Origin of the sequence: Enterococcus sp. AZ196 (assembly GCF_050498845.1) — a bacterium.
GTDB lineage: Bacteria > Bacillota > Bacilli > Lactobacillales > Enterococcaceae > Enterococcus_A > Enterococcus_A murrayae.
This window is the reverse complement of the sequence record NZ_JBIPAM010000001.1, coordinates 3,606,195-3,627,524: the sequence shown is the minus strand read 5'-3', so window position 1 is coordinate 3,627,524 and position 21,330 is coordinate 3,606,195. Positions and strand designations below refer to the sequence as shown.

The window sequence follows — 21,330 nt, the reverse complement described above, 5'->3', positions numbered from 1 at the left end:
ACTATTTTTTGTTTAGCTCTTCTTGAGCTTTTTTCAGGATTTCATCCATATTTCCTTTTGAATCACTTGGTACTTTACGTACGTCGAAAGTGATACCTTTAGCTTTCAATTCTTTGAATGCATCAATGTCTTTTTGATCAAAAGCCAACACTTTATTTGGTTGTACTTTACCAGGTGAGTGAGCCATTGAACCAACGTTGATCTCTTTCAATTCAACGCCGCCTTCAACCGCTCTAAGGGCATCTTGTGGGTTTTCAAAAAGAAGCAATGCTTTTTGTCCGCCAAAATGTTTGTCGTCTTTTGCAAGTTCGATCATTTTGTCTACTGGCACCACGTGCGCTTTTACACCTGGAGGAGCAGCTTGTTGAATCAAACTCTTACGAAGATCATCTTTTGCCACTTCATCAGAAACAACGATAATGCGAGTTGGACCAGTTGTTTTAGTCCAAACAGTTGCTACTTGTCCATGTAATAAACGAGAGTCAACACGTGCCAAAACATAAGAGAATTTGCCAGGTTGTCCAGCATTTGATGGTTGTGCAGCAGCTGCGGCTGGAGCAGCTTCAGCAGGTTCAAGTTCTTCAGGACGAACTCTAACCCCTTCTTTAGCTGTGCCTAAGATATGTGCAGCGATTTCGTGCGCAGTTTCCATTGAGAAACGTGAAGCATAAGCTTCGATCAACATCGGTAAGTTCATACCAGCGACGATTGCCCATGAATCTTTGTGTTCTTCAAACAAGCTGTTTGCTTGGTTGAAAGGAGTTCCACCCCAAAGATCGACTAAGAATAATACTTCGTCTTGGTTTTCGAAAGAAGCGATTGCGTCTTTCATTTTTGCTTTAACGTCATCAGGTCCTTCACTCGGCATCAAAGTTACTGCTTTGACATTTTCTTGTTCTCCAAAGATCATCGCTCCGGATTGCAAGATACCATTAGCGAATTCGCCATGACTAGCAATGATAATTCCTACCATCTTTTTACCTCCTATTAGTATTGTTACAGCTCAAAAATATAAATAAGTTCTAAAAACCTGTAACCAAAATTAATTTACTGCAGCATCTTTTCTTTTTTGATCAGTTGTATCAAGTCTGTCTTCCGGTCAGTCGGTACTTGACGAATTTCTAATTCTACTCCTGCATTCGCTAGTTTTACGAAGCACTGAGCATCATGCTCATTCATAGAAATAAAATTCGTAATCATTTTCTTGCCTTCACTGAATCGCATACCGCCAATATTAACCGCTTTTAGATCAACACCTGACTCAACGACCTCTACTACATCTTGCGGAGTAGCAAACAAAAGCATGACCTTCATTCCATCAAACAATTGATCTCGATACACTTCAACCAGTTTTCTTTTTGTGACAACATTGGACTTGATTCCCGGTGGTGCGGCTTGTTTTAGGAGGAACTTACGCAACTCATCGTTCGCAACTTCATCACTAACCACTAAGATACGCTCGATCCCTGTTGCTTTGGACCAAACTGTCGCTACCTGACCATGAATCAAACGATCATCAATACGAGTGAGTCGAATATCCATTACCATCCCACCACCTCCTACTGTTACAAGGCTCAGATGCTAAAAGACTTGTATTACATTATTCGAGTACAGTAACACACAAGTACTCACTTATAATAAAGCAAGTACCGTGCCAAAATACACTAGCAAGAAATTCTTTATTTATCGCGTTTATAACGATACACAAAAAAGGATACAGTAGACTGTATCCTTTTTTGTGTATTATTTATACGCTAATTTCTTCATTATTCTTAAGCAATTGATAAATATAGTATCGCTCTGAAGTTGGAATCGTGATTCGAAGCTGACTTTCCAACTCATTCAATCCGCGATTCATTACAACATTATCCGTTACACTCTGATAAATACGCTTCGACTCTTCATCGATTTTCAACGGCTGCTGCAATATTCCCCGCTCAATCGTTCCTGCCATATGCATGACAAAATTTACCATTAAAGCATAATCAGACGAGTTACCAGTGCTATTGATCATTGTTTGTGCCAAGCGCCACAATGGATCAATCAACTTATGGGGATTAATAAAAGTAAAGCTTTCTTCCATAAAGTTGATACACAATTCACGCGCCTTATTCGCATCTAAAACAACCTCTTCCTGTTCAGATAAATCATTTTCCAGTAAAAGCTCATCTAGAATTTGATCGGCTTTTTGATTGATGAATTTCTCCATCGGAATATATGGTGCGCCCACCTTGGGATCCATAATCCCAGTTGTTGCTAAGATCTTAAATTCTTCTTTAAAGGCAGGTACTTTAGTCTTAATATCTGCAACAGCTAATGTCAAAACCTTAATATGTTTCAGGTTCCGCTGTTTTAATGGACGCTCAATAATTTCTTTCAATCGTTGCGCGGTACCTTCGCCAGAAGCACAAATTGCCAGAATTGCCTGCTTCTCTTGCGGTTCAGTCATTTCTTGAGTCACACGACCATAGCCGCGAAAGCCCTGCAATGATTCATACAATTCATCAACGCCTGACCCTAATACACTCGATTTTCGGGCTGCCTCGATCAACAAGGGTGTCGTAACCATATCTAAAGTACGAACTTCAATTCCTGTGTCTTTTTCAATTTCTTCATTAAAGGTAGCCAATGAACCCATATCTACCATAATTAATACTCCGCTGCCCTCATCTATCTGGGTCACTGCTTCACGCATTTTTTCATAAGCGACCCGCGGATGCATATCTAATGGCATATCAACAGCAATAATATTCGAAACATCGAGTAACTCGCGTACAACTTGCGCCATTGAAGTTGCCGTGCTGTTGCCATGAGCCGCTACAACCACACCGATTTTACCAGTTGACTGATCCTCCCGCAGAGAAACCAGCAAAACGGTTAGATAATAATCTTCACTATCAGGTATGTCTACTTGGAATTCTTTTTCCACTAGACGACGAATTTCACGAGCTACTGCAAACTCGGTCGGGTAATCCTTTGCCATCTCACGAATATTTGCGTTTGTCTCCCGAGTTTCTCCCACATGGATTTTTTTCAAGAAAGAAGAAATATGAAGACTCATAGCATAAATAAAATTTTGCTGGAAGTGGGTCTCTAACCGTTCACTAACTAAAGCGGCAATTTTATTACTTATCTCAATGACATGCTTATCAACAAACTCAGTCAATCGCGTTTCTGTGTCAAAAGTAAAGCCATGATCTTTATAAAATGATTTCAAGTGCACATTAATATCAGTAGAAATAAAATGATTGATGGTTTCTTGATCTAATCCTTCTGTTTTCAACAAAGCGGCTTTGTCACCAATGATATCGTACAAATTGTACGGCAGTTCATACGTATCCGTCTTGATCAATTCATCAATCTCATTAGGAGTAACTACCATCTCGGGTTCAAGATAAGGGGAAATATCTGTTGATTTGATCCTATCTGCAGAAAGCTGAACTAATCCTGCTTTGATTCCTTCCGTCAAATCATTCAATGTGATATGAATTTCTTCCTGCATCATATGGTTCATAAAGCCACGGGCACATATCAACTGCACATTCGATTTCAATTGTCCGACATTTCCATAAGAAACGCTGCCTAGTAAAGCTTTTACGACATCTTCAGTCAACGTGATTTTCCGCTGAATACGATTGGCCTCCATCGCTACCATGACACGAACCAAATCAATCTGCTCAGCTGCAGGTCGGCTGCTAAAGGCAGGCATTTGAATATTGATCGGAATCCGACGCACAAATGTATCTAATAAGGCCGAATGGGGGTCTTCTGTTGTTGCCCCTACGATTCGTACATTGGCAAAACGGTTTTTCCCTGATTCACCAAGACGACTATACGTTCCATGATCCATAAAATAGAAAATCATTTCTTGGCCTTCAGGAGGTAAGCGATGAATTTCATCTAGAAACAGCATGCCTCCATCAGCCTGCTGGATCAAGCCATCCTTTTCCGTATCTGCGCCAGTAAAAGCACCTTTCTCATATCCAAACAAATGACTCATTAACAGCTCAGGGTTATTAGCATAGTCGGCACAGTTAAAAACAATCAACTCACGATCTGACTCAATGACACCTTCTGTTTGAGCAAATTGGAACATTGCATGTGCAAAAAAAGTTTTCCCAGACCCTGTTGGTCCAGTGATCAAACAATTCAATCCGCGCGGCGGATATAAAGTAGCCGCCTTTGCTTGCTCTACAGCGTTGCGCATACTGCCGGTAGAACCAATAATTTGAGTGAATACATTGCCGGTATTCTGGTTTAAAATCTTTTTTTCTGGCGGTTCCATAGTCGTTCTTTTTGCTTGAGGAACTTCTGCATCAAACGACGCTTCTACTGACTGGGTCGAAACAAAGTAGCGAACAGGTCTGCCTTCACTTTTGCTTAGTTGCCCCTCCTTAACAAGAAGATTCAAATCTTTACTGGCGTTTGTCCGTTGAATATCCAATGAATCCGCAACATCTTTCGTCGTCACATTTGCATTTTCTGAAACAAAGCGATAAATGCGGTCAATTCGTCGTTCCATTCAGTCACCTTCTTTAATAGTGTATTCCTTATTAACAATCATCTATAGTTTTTATTAAAATGTCAAACATTTCGCTGTAAAATAATACACTATATTTTTTAAATTTTAAAATTTTTGGGTATTTCCCCTATACTGCCTTAAAAATACCTAACTTTGCTGACAATCACTTTTTTTAAAGTCGTGTTTCTTCTATTATATAGAAAATATTCCTGCATACTCTTTTTTGATCAATCGAAAAAATAAAATTTTTTCGCTAAAAGTCGAAAATAAAACATCTTATCCCAATGATAAGATGTTTATTTTTACCCTTAAGTTTTCCAAAATGATTTTGAAAAGAGCAACAAAATCGGAAACATCTCTAATCTTCCAGCTAACATAACCAAGGACAAGGTTAATTTGGAAAGATCAGATAAAAAACCAAAATTCCCAGTGGGTCCAATTGCCTTAAATCCCGGCCCCACATTATTGATACAGGTAGCAACTGCTGAAAAGATCGTTTGAAAATCGATGTTTTCCAAAGACAGTATCAGTAATGAACCAACAAAGACCAAAAGATAGAGCACCAAATAAGCATGAATATTTCCAATGGTTTTAGGCGCGATTGTTTCACCTTCATATTCTAAAGATGTCACGCTGCGGGAGTGAACGATTCTTTTTAATTCTTGAATCGCATGCTTAAAAAGCATTTGAATTCGTGAAACCTTGATTCCTCCACCGGTTGAACCAGCACAGGCACCAACAAACATTAGTAAGAGCAAAATGACCTGTGAGAACATGGGCCAAAGATCATAGTTTGCTGTAGTAAATCCTGTTGTTGTGATAATGGACGCCACTTGAAAAACAGCATAACGGAACGCCTTTAGGTACGAAGAATACTGAGATGAAATATTGATCGTAATCAATATCGTCGATACAGCAATAATTCCTAAATAACCGCGCAGCTCCTCACTTTTTAGTACTGGAAGGATTTTTCCAATCAAAAAGAAATAGATTAAATTGAAATTTATACCAAATAGAATCATGAAGACCGTAATAACTCCATCAATATAGGCACTATTGTAACCTGCTATCCCGACGTTGCTCATAGAAAAGCCGCCCGTTCCTGCTGTTGCAAAGGAATTCAAAATACTGTCAAATACCGGCATCCCGCCGAATATCAACAAAATAATCTGAACCAGAGTTAAAACAGTGTAAATTACATATAAAATACGAGCAGTTACATGCACTTTCGATACTAATTTACCAATAATCGGACCTGGCATCTCAGCCTTTAATATATGCATCGTTCTGCCAGATGCTATTGGTATAAATGCGACAGTAAATACGAGAATCCCCATTCCGCCAACCCAATGGGTGAAGCTTCGCCAAAACAAACTTGCATGACTCATGTGACTCAGTGTAGATAGTATTGAAGACCCCGTCGTTGTAAAGCCAGAAACTGTTTCAAAAAAAGCATCTGCGAACGATGGAATCTCTCCCGAAAGCATGAATGGAAAGCCGCCAAATAAAGAAAGCAACGCCCAACTTACGCCAACAATGAAGAAACCTTCCTTTGCGTAAATATTACGGTTTTTAGGTTTTTTCCAACTGAACAACGTGCCTATAATAAATACAAAGACTGCCACAACAGCATAAGAAACAGCCTCTTTTTCGCTAAAAATCAATCCGACCAGACAAGGAAGCAGTAACAAAATAGATTCTACCTTCAGCAATTTTCCGATGGTAAATAGGACCATTTTTTTATTCATAATGAGTCACCGCTATCTCCTTACCAAATCATTCAAACTGCAAATCTTTCGATCCGTCGTAATAATCACGATATGATCTTTTAAACGAATCTCGGTATCGCCCTTCGGAACGACAAATCCCCGCTCTCTTGAAATCGCAGCAATTAATATATTATTCTTCAGTTTCACTTCAGAAACTTTTTTGTTTAAAAAGCAGGTTTGCGGTGTCACCACAAATTCCATGGCATCAACATCATCATTGAACAAATGATGCAAGGTTTTTACACTGCTATCATCGTCCTTATTGTTTTTCGCCCGAACATAACGCAAAATATGTGTCGCGATAATGTTTTTAGGTGAAATGACGCTGTCGATATCCAGCTGGTCCAAGACATTTGTAAAATTCGTCCGTGTCACTTTGGCCACCGTCTTTTTCGCTTTCATCTGTTTCGCATACAATGAAATCACGATATTTTCTTCATCAAGACCTGTCAATGCAACAAAAGCATCGACTGAATCTATCCCCTCTTCAATCAAAACTTCCTCGTCACTACCGTCTGATTCAATAATCGTCGCATTTGGCAGCATGATAGAAAGATCCAAGCAGCGCTTCGGATTATTCTCAATGATTTTGACCTGGATGCCATGTTCATTCAATTGACGTGCCAAATAATATGCGATTCGCCCTCCGCCAACGATAATGATACGTTTAGTTTTTTGTTCAAACAAATTAATATTCTGACAAAAACGAACCAAATCTCGATGCTGCCCCATCACATGAATACGATCTCCTTGCTCAAGAACAAAATTTCCATCCGGAATGAGCACTTCGTCTTTTCGTCGTACGGCACAAATCAAAACATTTGTTTTAGATACCTTATCTAGCCGATTCAATGGAACACCAATTAATTTTGCATTTTCTTTTAAGCGAAATTCTGCTAATTCGATTTTCCCTCCAACAAACGTATCTACTTTAAACGCAGAAGGAAATAACAGCAGACGCCGAATCTCATTTGCTGCTTCTAATTCTGGATTGATAATCATTGATAATCCTAATTGATCACGCATGAACGAACGTTGCTTCAAGTATTCTGGATTTCGAACACGAGCAATAGAATTTTTGGCCCCCATTTTTTTCGCCATTAAGCAGGCTAAGATGTTTAATTCGTCTGATTGTGTTACAGCGATAATGATATCTGTATCGTCGACACCTGCTTCCATTAAGATATCGTAAGTCGCACCATCACCTACCACACCTAATACATCGTATTGATTGATGATCGACTCTACCTTTTCTGCATGTAAATCAATGACGACTACATCATAATCGTAATCCTCATCAGACAGCTGCTGAGTTAATGCTTTGCCAACTTTCCCAGCACCTAAAACAATAATTTTCATTCGTTCCTCCTGCTTAAAAATGATATTCTTATTGTCCATTCTAGCCTTTTCTACAAGGGAAAACAACGGACTTTTGAGAAAGTCTTTTCCCAGATTACTTAAAACAAGATGAAGATTTTCATCGTTTCTGACCAAAAAGAGACTGATTAGAAAAATAAAGTGCTTTTTGGCTAACAAATTTCAAAACAAACAACAATCACCTTCCTTTTTAGTAGAAAGTTCAATTTCAAAAAAATAGCCTAGAAGGAAAAAATCTTCTGCCCTTTCCATTGCAATGTACAAGCCTTGTGTATTCATATTAGTCATGATTTGCTTAGAAACTACACTTATTCGCTGTTCCTCCTCAGTTTCGGACCTCGGTTTAGTTGGCCTCCCGATCAAGTTTCTGTTCATGGCCCTGCAGGATTCACTACGCTACTTGCTCCATCCCGTCATCACTGCGCTCGGACACACAAGAGAATAAAAAATTTCGCGCCAGACCACTAAAGAAGACACCAAAAATACCGTCCTGATTTTTTCAGAACGGTGCCTCCATTATTTCATTGACTGGCTCTTGCCTTTTGACTCCTACATTAAAACAACCGGTTGTGCAGCACAAATAATCCTCGTATCAGGATACGAAAGAAGTCCGCCTATTTATTCCGTTTTTTCTTTTTTCGACCGTTCACATTTTTTCCCTTCTGCTTATTTTTTTGGCTGCTTTTGCCGATTTTTCCTTCTTGACGGTCTCCTCGACTATTAATGAGCGCCTGAGCAGACTGTTGACTCCCGCTGAGCGGTCGCTTCTTACGCGATCGTTCCTTGACAGGCGTTGATTTGGTCCGCTCAACAACACCGACCGCAGGCTGTTCACTCGTGGCAGAAGCGGAGCTCAGAGCATAAGGGGCCTGCATAAAGTCGGACATCGACGGCGGCGCAACGTCTGGTTCTTGTTCTTCTGTTGAATCCGCTTGGCGTTCAACAAAGACAACCGCCACATCCTCCACCGTTTTTCCTTCCGGTAAATGTGCTTCAACCAAAGCCCAAGCCTCGGCATCGCTCAAGGTTCGCGGATCAAAGCCATGAGGCACCATGATCGTAAGCTCCTCTTTCGGTTCTTCTGAAATTTGGACAGACTCCTGCTGTACCTCATCCTGCGACGGTTCTTTCGCATCTTCTTTGGGTTCTTCATGATGCATCACTTTAGCATTTTCAAAATAATCAAATTTGACGTATTGAGCAAATTTCCAGCTGTCCCCCTGCTGAAAGAGCTCAAGAGTCGTCAATAATTTCAACAATCGGTAGGTCTTTTCCCACACTTCTTCTGTAGTCACCGCAGGATTGATATCTCTTAATGTCCAGGTATGTCTTTTCCCGTTGCTTGCCTTAAAAACAGCCAGCAAATAATAATCATATTTAGAAATTTCTGTTGGCGCTTGGGCCACGGCATGGAGATAGTTGGTATTTAAACGAGCTTCCTCGGTAAATTGAAAATAGGCCTTTTTATTGCTGAAAAGTCGATGAACGACGGTGTCGAACTCGCCGCTTTTGAAGTAAGGTTTGAAATAAGGGAGATTTTTGCGCAGCACATCGCTTGGTTCCGCAGTCAGAAACAATTCGCGTACCAGCTCCTTTAAGAAATCAGAATAGTCGCTTAAGACCAAGGCATTTTTAATCATAATCGCCACCGCATACTGGATTACGAAGGACACATTTTTAGTATGTTCGAAGTAACTAATAATTTTCTGCTCTAGCGCATCACGTTTAGTCACAAATAGCTGCATCTGAGTTAATGGTTTGGTTTGGACGTTTTTCTTCATAATTACTGACTCCCTCTCACTTTTGCATACGTTTTCATTTTTCCTCAGAACTATCATACCGCAACAGAACACCAATAAAAACAAAATACCAACCCAATTTTAGACAAAAAAATAAAGTATTTTACCACTTTAGCATCATGTCACGGGTTCATTTGTTTTAAGCTCTTAAAAAAATCGCTAAAAAAGTCCAAACCAACACGATGATTGGCTTGGACTTTCAACTTCATACTATTTTTATTCTCGAGCTCTTCCAGCTCACGACCATCCTGTCTAAAACATACCGTGTCTTGGATGGAAAAGCTTAGCCATCTTTTCTTTATAGAGTTACTCTTCTAGGACTACTCTTGTTGCATTTTCCTCATTCTCAGTTTTGTATATAAAGGTCAGGTTGCACAACTATCATATGAATTTTCTTACGTTCTGTTTATCCTTATAAACTCCTATCTGTTGCTGATTTTCATTTGTTAATTACCAATAGATTCCGTGGAATGTTCCTAAAACTCGAAAAATCAAACTTAATAAAAGATAGCTTACTATTAGTATAGTAAGAAAATAGCTAATCCATTGCTTTATTTGCATTTTTCTCTCAACGGACCCTAAAATTACTTTTTCTGTGGATATCGTATATTTAGAAGAATTCTTTTTGGGAACTCCTGGATAACTCCCTAATACTGATGGAGTAAAAGGTATTAACTCTATGCCATAATCAATCAGGCACTCAATTAATTGTTGAATATCTTCATCTTTCTGATTCATAATATTGAACACGATGTACATTTCTTCGTACTCATCCATATATTTCTGAATAAGCTGTTCTTTTTTTTGATAGAACATTCCCCAGGTTTTTGGATCAGTTGCCAATTGAACGATGTAGGTTGTCGTTGATTTAATAGTTTGAACCTGTAAAGCTACTCCATGAATTTTAGTCAAATCTACTACTTTGATTTTTTTAGTTAGCCTGCCTATGTCAACTTCCATAGCATTAGATTGACGAGCTATTTTTATGTGAAAATCTTTTTTGACCACTACCAGCTGTGCTAATATACCCCAGACCATAAAAAAAGTTATTAGTAGCATTATAAGAAACATGAACCATTCTTGCCCTACGTACATGCCGGCGGTCAAAAAACCTAGAAAGAGTAAAAATACTATGAGCAGCAGCATAATGAACGGACGAAATCGGTATTTTATTATTAGATTCTGCTTATTCTTCATAGCTTTGTCCTTTCTTCATAAGTACAAATACATTGAATTCTTCATTTTCACGATCATTTGGAAATGTTGCTAATATCATACGTTCAGGATTTTCCTTGTTATAGACAAGTAGGTGATCTGGTTCTCCTTCTGCAGCATCTGGTCCTTCAAAATAATAGAGAATTTCATTTTCTTCATTTTTCCGACTAAAATTGCTAGAACTATGTTTTCTCCCATACTCTATTGATATGTCATCTAATGTATCTATTTTGATCCTATTTCGTGCAATAACTACATCCTTAGGCTCATTATCAATCGAATACCCTAGCTCCGTATCGATGACTTCCCACGTTCCCAACATTTTGACTTGTAAATAATTCGAATGTAAATATATTGCCCCAAAAATACTTATGCTTAGTGCAGCAATCCATGCTAAGACTTTGAGTTTTGTTGAAAGTAAATCATATTTATATTTCATTTTTTCCCCTTTATAGAACTAATTTATTAACTGGCTAATTCATATCTTTCTTAATTATTATTGATCATTTTTCATGGCTGAACCTTTAAGGGAGGTTTCCCCCGTCAATTAGCAACCCTTACCCAACCTGATTGATTTCAGTTTTATCCCCACTATAGTACATAAACGTTTGGGCAAGCCCGTGATTATTTGCTTTTCGTACTTTCGCAGCCATTTCGGGTTGTTCAAATTCTTTCACTTTTTTATGTTCTTTGTCGATCTGTTTCTTGAACTTTTTATCTTGGAATATAGTTAATGCCCCTGGTGAGAAGATACTTTACTGTTTATGTTGTTTACAGCTCTGTCTTCGAAATTAATTCTCTATTTCTTTATGTAGGTAGGCAGCTCATTTTTCTGCTGCCTAGCAAAATTTACTAATACGTATCACTCACTGAAAGTTTTGGATACTTGATTTCTGGAATCTGCTCTTTAAATGACTCACGTAATTGTAGTTCTTCTTCTGTCGTGTACCCTTCAAACAACACAGCTTCAATATCTTCGCTATTAAAGAAAAAGTTGTTCTCATTTGTTTCTCCTTGCGGGTATAAACATCCCCCATATTCAAAATACCCTATTACTCCTTTATTATTATATAAGGGAAATCTCGAAGTAATCATTAATTCTTGTTCCCCAGCTTTTAAGCTCACCACTGTACCAATCGAATACAATTCCATTTTTATAAATTCCTCCTGAACAATTAACGTTTTTTAATTTTCGATCAATTCATTTTCATTAAACTTTTCTTAATGAAAAGATAGTAAATAATTGGATCACATAGTAGCAGTACCCCGATTGATGTTATTAACCATATTAGAACTAATAACAAAATAGCATCATTATAAAAATAGAAAACTCCTCCCAAAAAAAAACCAAAAGATATACAAAATAGCGGCAATTTAATTAATCCCTTACGTTCATTTGAAGTAGATTCCTTAAAGATAACAAGCAATTCTTCTGTAGAACAATCTATAGTATTTTTATCTAGTAATTTTGTTTGATAGCTTTTTGACCAGCAAAATACCGAAATACCTGCTATGATTGAAATTCCATAAATAAAAATTAAAATGCTAAAGACTGAAATATTCAATTTGAACAGTAACGTGGATACTAATACATTGCTCAGCGAAATCACTCCAAACATACTACCACTACCCGTTGATGTACTTGCCGTTGTTTTCACCTTTATTTGAGCAACTTTTTTTCTTTTCTTGTCATAGAAAGTTTGGTTGCCCTCTTTGTCTGTATCAATTATGAAATACATATTCCCTCCGCAATCAATAAGAATCTTCACTGGTGTTGCCAAGCAACTTTTTGTATAACATTCGAATCCTTCTCATAAATTAATATCGCTACATCCACCGTTTGTCCGAATACATGAAATTGCTTTGGAAGCACTGCCTACATATTTCACTACTCGATTATAAGTAGAGGTTGTTCAATGCTATTTCGATAAATGGGATTATGTAAATAACCAAACAGCCTATAACTGTTTGATTATAAAGAGTAATTACTCTTTATCTTTAACTGCAAATCGAGGGTATTTAATACTTGAAAATTGCTTGTCAAACTTTTTACGTAACTCCATCTCTTCATCAGAAACATAACCTTCAAAATTTATGATACTAATGTCCTCATTGTTAAAAAAATAGTTTTCCTCATTTATTTGTCCTTGTGGATACAAGCACCCTGCATAATCAAAATATCCTATTTCTCCATTGTTATTGTAAAGTGGAAATCTCGATGTGATCATTACTTTTTGATCATCCTTCTTCAAGGTAACCACTGTTCCTATCGCATTAATCTTCATTTCTTTCATACCTCTCATTTTAAAAACTAAACTTTGTGTATCTACTAATAATCATCTTGCTTTTATTTCTGTCTTTAGCAAAAAATAATAAAGAAGAGGCTCACATAAAAGCAATACTCCAACAACATTTATTATCCAGATTAAAACTAATGACAAAATCATAGTACTATTAAAATAAAAGAAAATTGTCATTATCAAACCAAATAGTAGACATCCGAGAGCTACTTGAAAATAGCCCCTCCTTAGTTCATTGGATGAACTACCTACAAGAGTTGCTATATCTTGACTTGAACAGTCAACAGCATTCTTATCTAACAATCTTGTTTGTGTGTTTTTTGTCCATTGGAAAAGAACAATTCCAGTAAGTATTGAAATAATATAAACAAAAAGTATTACAACAAGAATTGATACGTTTAGATCAACTAAAATCTTAGATATCAAAACATTACTAATTGAGATTGCCCCAAACATACTCGCCTGTTTATAGTTCACATTTTCATTTGGTGAATTTTTCTTCGTTAACCGCGCTACTCTCTTTCTGCTTAAGTCACAAAAAGTTTGATTCTCATCTTTACTAGAGCTAATCAGGAAATACATAGTAACCTCCAAATTTTTCTAAATACATTAAGGTGGAATAGTCTTGTTCACCACCTTATTTCTTTTCATCCACTACACGATCTATACCCGCATTTATTATCATTCCTATTCCAACTCCAACTACAAAACCAACAACTGTTCCAACAACCGGAACAGGAATAAATGATCCAACAGTTGCCCCCGCACCACCAAGTTTTGCAACGACTACTCCTGATATTGCTGTTCCAGCTACATCCCCAATCGCATTTCCAATTAGATGCCCAGTAACTTTTTGCCCAACATTCGGATCCTTATCAGAAATTAATATCGCTGCATCCATTGCCGTTCCGATATATGGCATTGCTTTTGAAGCACTGCCCACTGCCTTACCACCAACATATATAGCCGATCCTACACCTGTACCTGCATATTTTGCTCCTTGATTATAGATGGTAGTTGACAATCTTGCCCCGTGTTTATCAAATAAATACTTATACGCTGTCATATTTGTGGATTGCAAATACTCTAATGAAACCTCTTCAAAAATAGTTGGATTCTTCTTATCCGTATCATCAAGCCTATTACTCACACCAGCAACCCGATTAAGATCTTTACCAACCCGACCAATTTCAGTTTTATCCACGCCATAATACATAGACGTTTGGGCTAGCCCATGATTATTCGCTGTCCGAACTTTCGCAGCCATTTCAGGTTGTTCAAATTCTTTCACTTTTTCATATTCTTTGTCGATCTGTTTCTTGAACTTTTTATCTTGGTAGATGGTCAATGCTTCTGGTGAGAGATAACTCATCCCACTAGTTCCAGATAGCCTTCCTAGCTGAGCTTTCTGACGAGAGATACTTTCTGAAAGGGTTGCGCTACTACCTTTAAAACTAGCCATCCAATTCTTTGTATTGGTCAAAACTTTCTTTGTTTTTTCCATTTGCTCTACAAAATCTCTAGAACTTACACTTTTAACTGCAACTAAATCCGAGATTCCTGAATATATAGTTTCAAATTTTGTCTCAATTTCTGCGAACTCAGTCAATTTAGGTGAAAATTTTGATTCTAGTTGAGTCAGCACCTCAGAATCAATAATCGCACTGTCACTAGATTCTTTTACATTGCTTTTGAAATTATTAATCACTTTATCAAACTCAGAGCTAAGACTGTAGAGAATATCGTAGTACCCATCTAATAATGGTATTTGGCAGTTATCTACTTTTGCATTGATGGCACTTTTTACTTTTCCTGTGAGTTCGCCACTAGAAACAACTTTATTCATTGAACTTCTCGCTGTTTCAATTTCTTGTTGCAGCTTACTTCTTGATGAGAGGATCGACGCTTTCGCACGATTCACTTCTGACATATCAACTTTCATTCATTTCCACCTCCCAATTCATTGTCATCGCTGAATCAGTATATAGGTATGAGTAAACATCTTTCATGAGAAGCTGCTTTCGTAAAACTTCCTCGACAAATATTTTCTCTGTATCGTTCACCATTCCCAATGATACTACACGCTTTATCATCACATTATTCAGATAAATAAGCTCCACATCATCAAGCAGCCCAAATGGCCAAATCGTTGCGATGTAGTCAATGTATTCATCTTCTTGTTTTGTTAGTACCCTACGTCCATGAATTGAAACTAAGAAACCTTCTTCTGAATCGCCATACATTTCTTGAATATACGGTGGTAAAAGAGTTTCATCCAGCTCAGCAACTGTTCCAATCGGATAAATATCGGTAAACAATAAATCGATTAAACCAATATACTTTTGAAATTGACCAAAAGTAAGCTTGACAGATTCTTGTGCCCTACTGAAACTGACTTGCTGCTCGCTCTGATCAAAGCTTATATCAAGAGCTGCACCAATCATTGGTTTATAGCCAAAGTTACTCTCCTCTTTTAGATAGGCCTTATAAAGATTTTTTAAAAGAATAGGCTGTTTTCCTAAAGTGATTCCTAGTAAGATGAGAAAATCAAGATTATTTACCTCGGGTTCTTCCAGAAATTCTTGTGTCAACGTTTGCTTCCACAAATCAAGCATTCCAGTCACTACCCCTTTCCTTGAATCCTCATAGTTTTAGATCCAGCTTTATCATCTGCTTTTTTATTGTTACCGGCCTTGATCATCTTTTGTCCATCTTCTTGTGTAAAGCTTTTAAAACTACTTAATGAACTATTGATTTGAGGAATAAGCTTCTCAAATTGTTTAAAAGGTTCTAAATCCGTTTTTGCTAATTGAATCGACTCAATCTTACCAATGCTGCTAACCGTATGAGTTGCATTGTGGACAGTCTGATTCCAAGTTACTCCAACACCTACATTTCCTTTTCCCACATTATCACCTCGTTTAACTTTCTAATTGAGCTGCAGCCGCATCTAGTGCACCAATTCGAACGTCTAAAGCACCAATAGACATACTTACTCGTTGCAAATCTTCTTTCAAATCTTGTATTTTTTTATCGATTTTACTTACATTATCTGTGTGCCCTTTTTCGTAAGCTGTTAACGTTTTTTCGACATCGCCAACCTTTTTATCATACTTATCCTTACGATCTCCTTGAAAAGATCCCGAACCTGCATCTTTTAAAGAAGACAATCCTTTGGAAAATCCAGATACGCTTGTTATAGCTGCCGTAATCTCTTGTTTAGCTTTCTCTAGCTTTTCAATTTTAGCCTCTAATTTCGCTTTTTTTCCTTGAATAACCGTTCGTTGCTCTTCTAAGTCCCTTGCCTGTCTTCTTTTTTGTGCAGCCTGCATTCTTCTTCGCTGCTTATCCTCTTCTTCACTCATAAAAATCCTCCTCAGATTATTTTTCTGTTGTAAAAAACGGATCTGACTCTTCTAAAATTCTTTCTCGAAAGAAGAATTTTATTAGTTTATTACTGCTTTGAGTCTCTAATTTATCAGTAGGTAAAATAGTGAAAACGAATAGCTGGATGGAAATGATAAAAATTAACCCTGAACAAAGCAGTCCTAGAAGTGCATAAGTCACTGTTTCGTAAGCATAGATATTTGCGGTATAGAAAAAGCTCATAAGAAATGACAGCCCAAAAATCATAAGATAGTTCACAAAAATTCCCCGACCAGTCAAACCAGCATCGCGTAATCTTCTGCATCCCAAGGATAAATTTGGTAAGAATAACGCAAGAGCTCCTATTCCATAGATCAAGAAGAATGGAATATAGCGAAAAATCGTACTTAAAAAATCGTACCCAATCGCCTGATAATCCTCATAAGAATAATTATCATACTGATAGTATTGTGTCGCCTCCATCGCTGCATACATAAACAGACTTATTGTCATCGATAGAAAAGCAATACTTATGATTATCCCTATTAGTCTGATCCACCAATAGCCCGCTCTGGTTGTCCGTCCTCTAAACTCTACATACCCAGCAAAAAAATCCTTGATTGCTTGAAGAAATGTAACCTCACCTGGTACCTGATTGATTCTTTTCATTTAATATTTCTCCTAATTTAGTTAAATCTTATTATTGAAAAATCCTCAAAATAGAAATTTCCTTCTATTTAGTTTTAACGTTACAAATCATAACTACAGCTTTTATAGAGAACCTGCTTAGTTTTTTGATCGAATACTATCTCGACATATCCTTTTTGTTTTGCTTCTATTGGAGCCTGCCAAGTAACAACAACTTGTGTTCCCGTTTTTATCGTATCATTTGTGAAAATTGATGTTGGTCTTGGCACATCCATTAACACCTCGTCATAAAGAGTTCCCTCTGTAAGAATTTCATCATTTCCAATGAACTCAACAATAGCGATATTTATCCCATCATATTTTTCCTTGCTCCAACCCGGTATGTTCGAAATCGAATTGATTGTTTTCTCCTCATTGATTACTTTGAGTTTTTCAGCGACTTCTTCTTCCTTATCAAAGAACTGGCAATACGCTAGATATAAATAATTTCGATAAGGTCGAACTCCGAACATTATTACCACAGCAATCAACAAGAATATAAACCAACGTAATTGCCTTCTAGTGAATCGGTAAACTTCTTCCATATGACACTTAAAACCTTCCTATATGGTTTCCCAACTAAAATTCTTGTTTATTATTTGTCTGGATTCTTTTTCGTAGGTTAGCGTGATTACTATCACCAACTTCTTAGCAATAAGTTTTCTCCAAGTAACTCTAACTATTTTGAAATCTCCTTCTTCATCCTCACTTTCCTGTGAGGGTTCAGAGACCTTTTGAATCAACTCGTCGAAATTGTCTCCACCTTCATATAAAGTGACTTTCCTCTGATAGTCTTCTAGCATCTTAGAATGCTCCGTCGCAATTTCTATTCCTTCAATCAACTCTTGATTCCACCCTGATATTTTTGAAATATGGCCAATCATTGTTTCATAGCTTCGTGGCTGAATCACTCGATTGGGAGCTTCTTTTTTTTCTTCAATGACAAAATAAGGAGCCATTTTTTCACCTGCATTCGAGATAATATCCGCGTGAAATAAGCTGATGTAGGCACTAGCTAGACATAATATGCCTATTACGATCCAAAGAATACTTTGTGCTTTTTCTTTATTTACGACTAATAGAACTTCTTCATTCTCAGGCTTAATAATGTTTGGCTTATCAGATGTTTTCATTGCGGCCCTTCCCATCCCCTAATCAATAGAAATTTCTTTTTCAACTACTCGATTGGTCTCCTTATCGTAAGTAATACGTACACAGATTCCATTACCATCATCAAAAGGAGAATTCCATGTAGCATGAAAAACTTCTCGATAGAACTCATCACTAATCTGCAGTTTCATAGGATGACCAACTTCCTCAATAACTTTAGAAAAATCTGTTCCTTTTCTTATTGGTTCTACCTCGTATGGATTGGATTTTTCTACTTTTATCTTGGAATACTTCTCCTTGTTCCACCCGGGTATGATGGATAGACCTTCCTTGAGCAGCTCTGTTTTATTATTCTTTTTCTTAACAGGTTTTTCTTTTGTAACTTGACTAAAATAAAGATAGGTATCACGAACATGATCCTGGTAAGAAGAACTACCTATAATAATTGGTATCAAGATCAGTAAAAAAATCAACCAATAAATTTGTCTTCGTGTAATCTCATAGTAGACTGGCTTTCTTTTATCCAGATTGCCTACCTCCTTTAATAATCATCTTCATACTTTCCACCTCTAAAAGTTTTCGAAATAATCTGATTACCTTGGGCTTCATATTCGATCTCAATATAAACATAAAAGCAATCTAAATCAGAATAATTACTAGTTTCACTCCACAATGCATGATAAGTTGTAAATCCATCTTCATCATCGTTCTTATTGATTTGATGTGGGGTACCTACTTTTTTTATTAAGTCATCGTACCTATCACCATTTGTATAGGACTCAATATGATACTCTTTTGTATAATTTGTTGTCGCCGTGGTAATTTTGTTGTAGATCTCTCGATTCCATCTTGGGACTTTGTTTAAAAACTTAGGATCAGAAGGAGCTTCATCTTTATCCACTACATAGATTTCCGCAAAATCATCCAAATACTCAACTTGCTTCTTTTGGTTATCTTCATCCTTCTCCAGAAAGGACTGCCTTAATTCAATAAGATTCCTTGAAAAAAATTTTTGATCAAAATAAAAAATTAAAGCGGTACCTATCAAAATACAGGCTAAAAGCAAGCGTATGAAACGAGCAAATTTTTGTCTGGATAGAAAAATAACTGTCTGGTTATTCCGCAAAATGATCTTATTGCGCAAGCAAAATAATGCTGACTTCTTCTCAGGTATTTTCTTTTCTTGCGCTTTCTTCTGCTTATTTCTTTTCATATTTTCTCCAATATAGATAATCCTCAATAGTTGATATTTTTCACATGAATTACCTCTTGAAACATTTGATTCGTGCTACTTTTCCTCTTTACACCATCAAATGGACAGGTCTTTACAGACCCGTCCAAACAAACGATCGCTAAACGTTACTCGTACAATCCGCCTCTAAATGTCTGAGTTAAACTTGCAAAATTGTAATTGTTGCTAGATTTTTCAGATTTGACTTGCCATTTGCCATCTTTTTTCTCTAAATTAATTTTGTAGCCTTCACCATCCATGTCTGGATCTGTATTGATTGGAGAAGAACCAAGTTTTCCTGGTAGTTCTTGTAAAAAATATTTTTCTATATCACGATCAAGGGCATCATCGTATTCTTCATACTTGCCTTCGTTCTCATTTGCGAATTGATTACCGATCGCTTCAGAATCGACATTATCGAATAAGACAACTTCTGGTCTTACATAGATCGACGCAAAATTTGGATAAAACTCGTTGAACTTATAGGTGACTTTTCCTTTATTCTTATTCGTGTTTTGCATTTCAGTGATTACTTTTTCTAATTCTGGAGTTGAGGGTTCATAATATTCAAACTCGTTTTTTAGGCATTTGATGCTTGAATCTTTAAACTCTTGTTTTTCTTTTGCTAAGTCATTCCCTAATTCGAGTTTTTCATCTTTTTTCTCTTCTGCTCCCATGAATACCGTCTGGATATAATGATCGGCTAATTTTTCAACTTCTTCTGTCTCGTCTTTATATTTTGTTTGATCGATTTTTAATTCAATACCAGCTTCTTTACTTTCATCCTCTGCGTCATCAAGATTAAAGATCGTTGGTTTATAATGCAGCTCATATTTTTTTCCCTTCGTTACCTGAAAGACGATCGGCTCGGTTAGACTCTTGTCCTCTGATAATGATTCATAGCTCATTGATTTGAACTGATCGTCAGAACTATAGATATCTTCGTTGGAAGTCTTCTTGCCATCTTCGTCGTATAAAGCAAAATCATCTGGCATAACCTCCAGCTTCTTATCTGATTTATTGGTTACCTTGACGTTTAGACTTAAATACTTCACATCATCCCCGGTCGTCTTATCCATTGGAACGATATAAGCTCCATCTTCGACACTTAAATCGACCAGCGAAGATTGAGCAGATTCTTCCTTTTTCTCTGATTTTGCTTTTTCTTTCGTTGAACAGCCGCTGACCATCAACACTAAACTACTAACTAATAACACTTTCATAAACTTTTTCATTACTAAAACTCCCCTTTTATTTTCTAGATAAAAATTATCGGTATGATTCACTTTTGTTTTATTTACTTTTTTTTGCCATTAAATACTCTTCACGAGAACTTTTTGCATCTTCTTTCATAGTTGGATAGGCCTTTTTTATATCATTAGCACTGATGAAAAAGAAAACAATCATTAGTATTTGAATTGGCAACACAACTAGTCCTAAAAGCCCAAAGTATGTGTCCCCGGCACCACCACTTGTGAGATCAAATAAGAGCAGAGGAATCAATAGCAGCGAAATGATGTTTGCAGCATAAAGTAAACTAGGCGCCACATGCTTTCTTTTAGAGATTAATTTCAATTTGCCTGCCCCAATATGCGCAAAAATAGTTAACACAAAAAGGACATTTCCTACTGTTCTGCCAATATCAAACCCTAAAAAGGATAGGACCAATAAAACAATATATATAATCGGGAGGGTCAAATAATAACTGTACGTATTGTACGGCCTACTCTCGTTTTTCATCTTTTGTTTTGCTGCTTTTAACGTTTCTTTCAAAGTATCTCTTCCTTTTCTTGTAGAAAATTTATTACTGACTTGGAATCTTTTCAATCAGCATCCTTCCAAGTCTCTTTATTTTTGAAATCTCATTGCTGAACAATTATCGGCAAATCCATTTCGTTCTCATTTAGCCACACTGAGTTGGCAGCATATTCGACTGCCATATTCTCAGTGTTTA

23 protein-coding genes are annotated in these 21,330 nt (G+C 37.0%); all 23 read right to left on the bottom strand.

Going from position 1 to position 21,330, the window contains the following annotated elements; all coding sequences use genetic code 11:
- Position 1 precedes the first annotated feature (1 nt).
- Complete coding sequence (locus IGI67_RS17425) at positions 2 to 973, bottom strand: mannose/fructose/sorbose PTS transporter subunit IIA (protein WP_429958561.1); 972 nt, start codon at positions 971 to 973, stop codon at positions 2 to 4.
- 74 nt (positions 974 to 1,047) lie between these two features.
- Positions 1,048 to 1,548 carry a PTS system mannose/fructose/N-acetylgalactosamine-transporter subunit IIB gene (locus IGI67_RS17420; RefSeq protein WP_429958560.1) on the bottom strand — a complete coding sequence of 167 codons (501 nt, stop codon included), beginning with the start codon at positions 1,546 to 1,548 and terminating at the stop codon, positions 1,048 to 1,050.
- A gap of 199 nt (positions 1,549 to 1,747) precedes the next feature.
- Positions 1,748 to 4,522 (bottom strand): sigma-54-dependent transcriptional regulator, encoded by a 2,775-nt coding sequence (locus IGI67_RS17415; protein ID WP_429958559.1) that lies wholly within the window; start codon positions 4,520 to 4,522, stop codon positions 1,748 to 1,750.
- Between the two features lie 308 nt (positions 4,523 to 4,830).
- Positions 4,831 to 6,270, bottom strand: coding sequence for a TrkH family potassium uptake protein (locus IGI67_RS17410; protein ID WP_429958558.1), 1,440 nt, complete (start codon positions 6,268 to 6,270; stop codon positions 4,831 to 4,833).
- A 12-nt stretch (positions 6,271 to 6,282) separates the two neighbouring features.
- On the bottom strand, positions 6,283 to 7,650 hold the full coding sequence (gene trkA / locus IGI67_RS17405; RefSeq protein WP_207109904.1) for a Trk system potassium transporter TrkA: 1,368 nt from the start codon (positions 7,648 to 7,650) through the stop codon (positions 6,283 to 6,285).
- A gap of 632 nt (positions 7,651 to 8,282) precedes the next feature.
- Entirely contained in the window at positions 8,283 to 9,449 is a 1,167-nt protein-coding gene (locus IGI67_RS17400; protein WP_429958557.1) for a hypothetical protein, read from the bottom strand.
- A 468-nt stretch (positions 9,450 to 9,917) separates the two neighbouring features.
- On the bottom strand, positions 9,918 to 10,664 hold the full coding sequence (locus IGI67_RS17395) for a hypothetical protein (protein WP_429958556.1): 747 nt from the start codon (positions 10,662 to 10,664) through the stop codon (positions 9,918 to 9,920).
- Positions 10,654 to 11,121, bottom strand: a complete 468-nt coding sequence (locus tag IGI67_RS17390) for a hypothetical protein (RefSeq protein ID WP_429958555.1) — start codon at positions 11,119 to 11,121, stop codon at positions 10,654 to 10,656. The genes IGI67_RS17395 and IGI67_RS17390 overlap by 11 nt, the downstream gene beginning before the upstream one ends.
- Before the next feature lie 413 nt (positions 11,122 to 11,534).
- The gene (locus tag IGI67_RS17385; RefSeq protein WP_429958554.1) at positions 11,535 to 11,834 is read right to left on the bottom strand and encodes a DUF4176 domain-containing protein; all 300 of its coding nucleotides are present in this window, start codon (positions 11,832 to 11,834) and stop codon (positions 11,535 to 11,537) included.
- 44 nt (positions 11,835 to 11,878) lie between these two features.
- Positions 11,879 to 12,421: a hypothetical protein gene (locus tag IGI67_RS17380; RefSeq protein ID WP_429958553.1), complete on the bottom strand. Its 543-nt coding sequence runs from the start codon at positions 12,419 to 12,421 to the stop codon at positions 11,879 to 11,881.
- Between the two features lie 246 nt (positions 12,422 to 12,667).
- Positions 12,668 to 12,967 (bottom strand): DUF4176 domain-containing protein, encoded by a 300-nt coding sequence (locus IGI67_RS17375; RefSeq protein ID WP_429958552.1) that lies wholly within the window; start codon positions 12,965 to 12,967, stop codon positions 12,668 to 12,670.
- A 51-nt stretch (positions 12,968 to 13,018) separates the two neighbouring features.
- The gene (locus tag IGI67_RS17370; RefSeq protein ID WP_429958551.1) at positions 13,019 to 13,564 is read right to left on the bottom strand and encodes a hypothetical protein; all 546 of its coding nucleotides are present in this window, start codon (positions 13,562 to 13,564) and stop codon (positions 13,019 to 13,021) included.
- Positions 13,565 to 13,619: 55 nt separating this feature from the next.
- Positions 13,620 to 14,924, bottom strand: a complete 1,305-nt coding sequence (locus IGI67_RS17365; RefSeq protein ID WP_429958550.1) for a T7SS effector LXG polymorphic toxin — start codon at positions 14,922 to 14,924, stop codon at positions 13,620 to 13,622.
- Positions 14,914 to 15,597 (bottom strand): DUF4176 domain-containing protein, encoded by a 684-nt coding sequence (locus tag IGI67_RS17360; protein WP_429958549.1) that lies wholly within the window; start codon positions 15,595 to 15,597, stop codon positions 14,914 to 14,916. Before IGI67_RS17360 ends, IGI67_RS17365 begins: the two co-directional genes overlap by 11 nt.
- Positions 15,598 to 15,605: 8 nt before the next feature.
- Positions 15,606 to 15,890, bottom strand: coding sequence for a hypothetical protein (locus tag IGI67_RS17355; RefSeq protein WP_429958548.1), 285 nt, complete (start codon positions 15,888 to 15,890; stop codon positions 15,606 to 15,608).
- A gap of 13 nt (positions 15,891 to 15,903) precedes the next feature.
- Positions 15,904 to 16,347, bottom strand: a complete 444-nt coding sequence (locus tag IGI67_RS17350) for a YwqH-like family protein (protein WP_429958547.1) — start codon at positions 16,345 to 16,347, stop codon at positions 15,904 to 15,906.
- 16 nt (positions 16,348 to 16,363) lie between these two features.
- The gene (locus tag IGI67_RS17345) at positions 16,364 to 17,017 is read right to left on the bottom strand and encodes a DUF805 domain-containing protein (protein WP_429958546.1); all 654 of its coding nucleotides are present in this window, start codon (positions 17,015 to 17,017) and stop codon (positions 16,364 to 16,366) included.
- A gap of 80 nt (positions 17,018 to 17,097) precedes the next feature.
- A complete protein-coding gene (locus IGI67_RS17340; protein ID WP_429958545.1) occupies positions 17,098 to 17,580 on the bottom strand; it encodes a hypothetical protein in 483 nt (160 codons plus the stop codon).
- Positions 17,581 to 17,598: 18 nt separating this feature from the next.
- Complete coding sequence (locus tag IGI67_RS17335) at positions 17,599 to 18,168, bottom strand: hypothetical protein (protein WP_429958544.1); 570 nt, start codon at positions 18,166 to 18,168, stop codon at positions 17,599 to 17,601.
- Between the two features lie 18 nt (positions 18,169 to 18,186).
- Positions 18,187 to 18,618, bottom strand: a complete 432-nt coding sequence (locus IGI67_RS17330) for a hypothetical protein (protein WP_429958543.1) — start codon at positions 18,616 to 18,618, stop codon at positions 18,187 to 18,189.
- A 68-nt stretch (positions 18,619 to 18,686) separates the two neighbouring features.
- Positions 18,687 to 19,358 (bottom strand): hypothetical protein, encoded by a 672-nt coding sequence (locus IGI67_RS17325; RefSeq protein WP_429958542.1) that lies wholly within the window; start codon positions 19,356 to 19,358, stop codon positions 18,687 to 18,689.
- Between the two features lie 146 nt (positions 19,359 to 19,504).
- The gene (locus IGI67_RS17320) at positions 19,505 to 20,611 is read right to left on the bottom strand and encodes a DUF4352 domain-containing protein (RefSeq protein ID WP_429958541.1); all 1,107 of its coding nucleotides are present in this window, start codon (positions 20,609 to 20,611) and stop codon (positions 19,505 to 19,507) included.
- Positions 20,612 to 20,669: 58 nt separating this feature from the next.
- Positions 20,670 to 21,149: a hypothetical protein gene (locus tag IGI67_RS17315; protein WP_242550161.1), complete on the bottom strand. Its 480-nt coding sequence runs from the start codon at positions 21,147 to 21,149 to the stop codon at positions 20,670 to 20,672.
- Positions 21,150 to 21,330: the final 181 nt, after the last annotated feature.

Excerpts from the sequence above, each read along its gene's own strand:
- IGI67_RS17425 (WP_429958561.1), bottom strand. The coding sequence starts at position 973 with ATGGTAGGAATTATCATTGCTAGTCATGGCGAATTCGCTAATGGTATC.
- IGI67_RS17420 (WP_429958560.1), bottom strand. The coding sequence starts at position 1,548 with ATGGTAATGGATATTCGACTCACTCGTATTGATGATCGTTTGATTCAT.
- IGI67_RS17415 (WP_429958559.1), bottom strand. The coding sequence starts at position 4,522 with ATGGAACGACGAATTGACCGCATTTATCGCTTTGTTTCAGAAAATGCA.
- IGI67_RS17410 (WP_429958558.1), bottom strand. The coding sequence starts at position 6,270 with ATGAATAAAAAAATGGTCCTATTTACCATCGGAAAATTGCTGAAGGTA.
- trkA (WP_207109904.1), bottom strand. The coding sequence starts at position 7,650 with ATGAAAATTATTGTTTTAGGTGCTGGGAAAGTTGGCAAAGCATTAACT.
- IGI67_RS17400 (WP_429958557.1), bottom strand. The coding sequence starts at position 9,449 with ATGAAGAAAAACGTCCAAACCAAACCATTAACTCAGATGCAGCTATTT.
- IGI67_RS17395 (WP_429958556.1), bottom strand. The coding sequence starts at position 10,664 with ATGAAGAATAAGCAGAATCTAATAATAAAATACCGATTTCGTCCGTTC.
- IGI67_RS17390 (WP_429958555.1), bottom strand. The coding sequence starts at position 11,121 with ATGAAATATAAATATGATTTACTTTCAACAAAACTCAAAGTCTTAGCA.
- IGI67_RS17385 (WP_429958554.1), bottom strand. The coding sequence starts at position 11,834 with ATGGAATTGTATTCGATTGGTACAGTGGTGAGCTTAAAAGCTGGGGAA.
- IGI67_RS17380 (WP_429958553.1), bottom strand. The coding sequence starts at position 12,421 with ATGTATTTCATAATTGATACAGACAAAGAGGGCAACCAAACTTTCTAT.
- IGI67_RS17375 (WP_429958552.1), bottom strand. The coding sequence starts at position 12,967 with ATGAAGATTAATGCGATAGGAACAGTGGTTACCTTGAAGAAGGATGAT.
- IGI67_RS17370 (WP_429958551.1), bottom strand. The coding sequence starts at position 13,564 with ATGTATTTCCTGATTAGCTCTAGTAAAGATGAGAATCAAACTTTTTGT.
- IGI67_RS17365 (WP_429958550.1), bottom strand. The coding sequence starts at position 14,924 with ATGAAAGTTGATATGTCAGAAGTGAATCGTGCGAAAGCGTCGATCCTC.
- IGI67_RS17360 (WP_429958549.1), bottom strand. The coding sequence starts at position 15,597 with ATGCTTGATTTGTGGAAGCAAACGTTGACACAAGAATTTCTGGAAGAA.
- IGI67_RS17350 (WP_429958547.1), bottom strand. The coding sequence starts at position 16,347 with ATGAGTGAAGAAGAGGATAAGCAGCGAAGAAGAATGCAGGCTGCACAA.
- IGI67_RS17345 (WP_429958546.1), bottom strand. The coding sequence starts at position 17,017 with ATGAAAAGAATCAATCAGGTACCAGGTGAGGTTACATTTCTTCAAGCA.
- IGI67_RS17340 (WP_429958545.1), bottom strand. The coding sequence starts at position 17,580 with ATGGAAGAAGTTTACCGATTCACTAGAAGGCAATTACGTTGGTTTATA.
- IGI67_RS17335 (WP_429958544.1), bottom strand. The coding sequence starts at position 18,168 with ATGAAAACATCTGATAAGCCAAACATTATTAAGCCTGAGAATGAAGAA.
- IGI67_RS17325 (WP_429958542.1), bottom strand. The coding sequence starts at position 19,358 with ATGAAAAGAAATAAGCAGAAGAAAGCGCAAGAAAAGAAAATACCTGAG.
- IGI67_RS17320 (WP_429958541.1), bottom strand. The coding sequence starts at position 20,611 with ATGAAAAAGTTTATGAAAGTGTTATTAGTTAGTAGTTTAGTGTTGATG.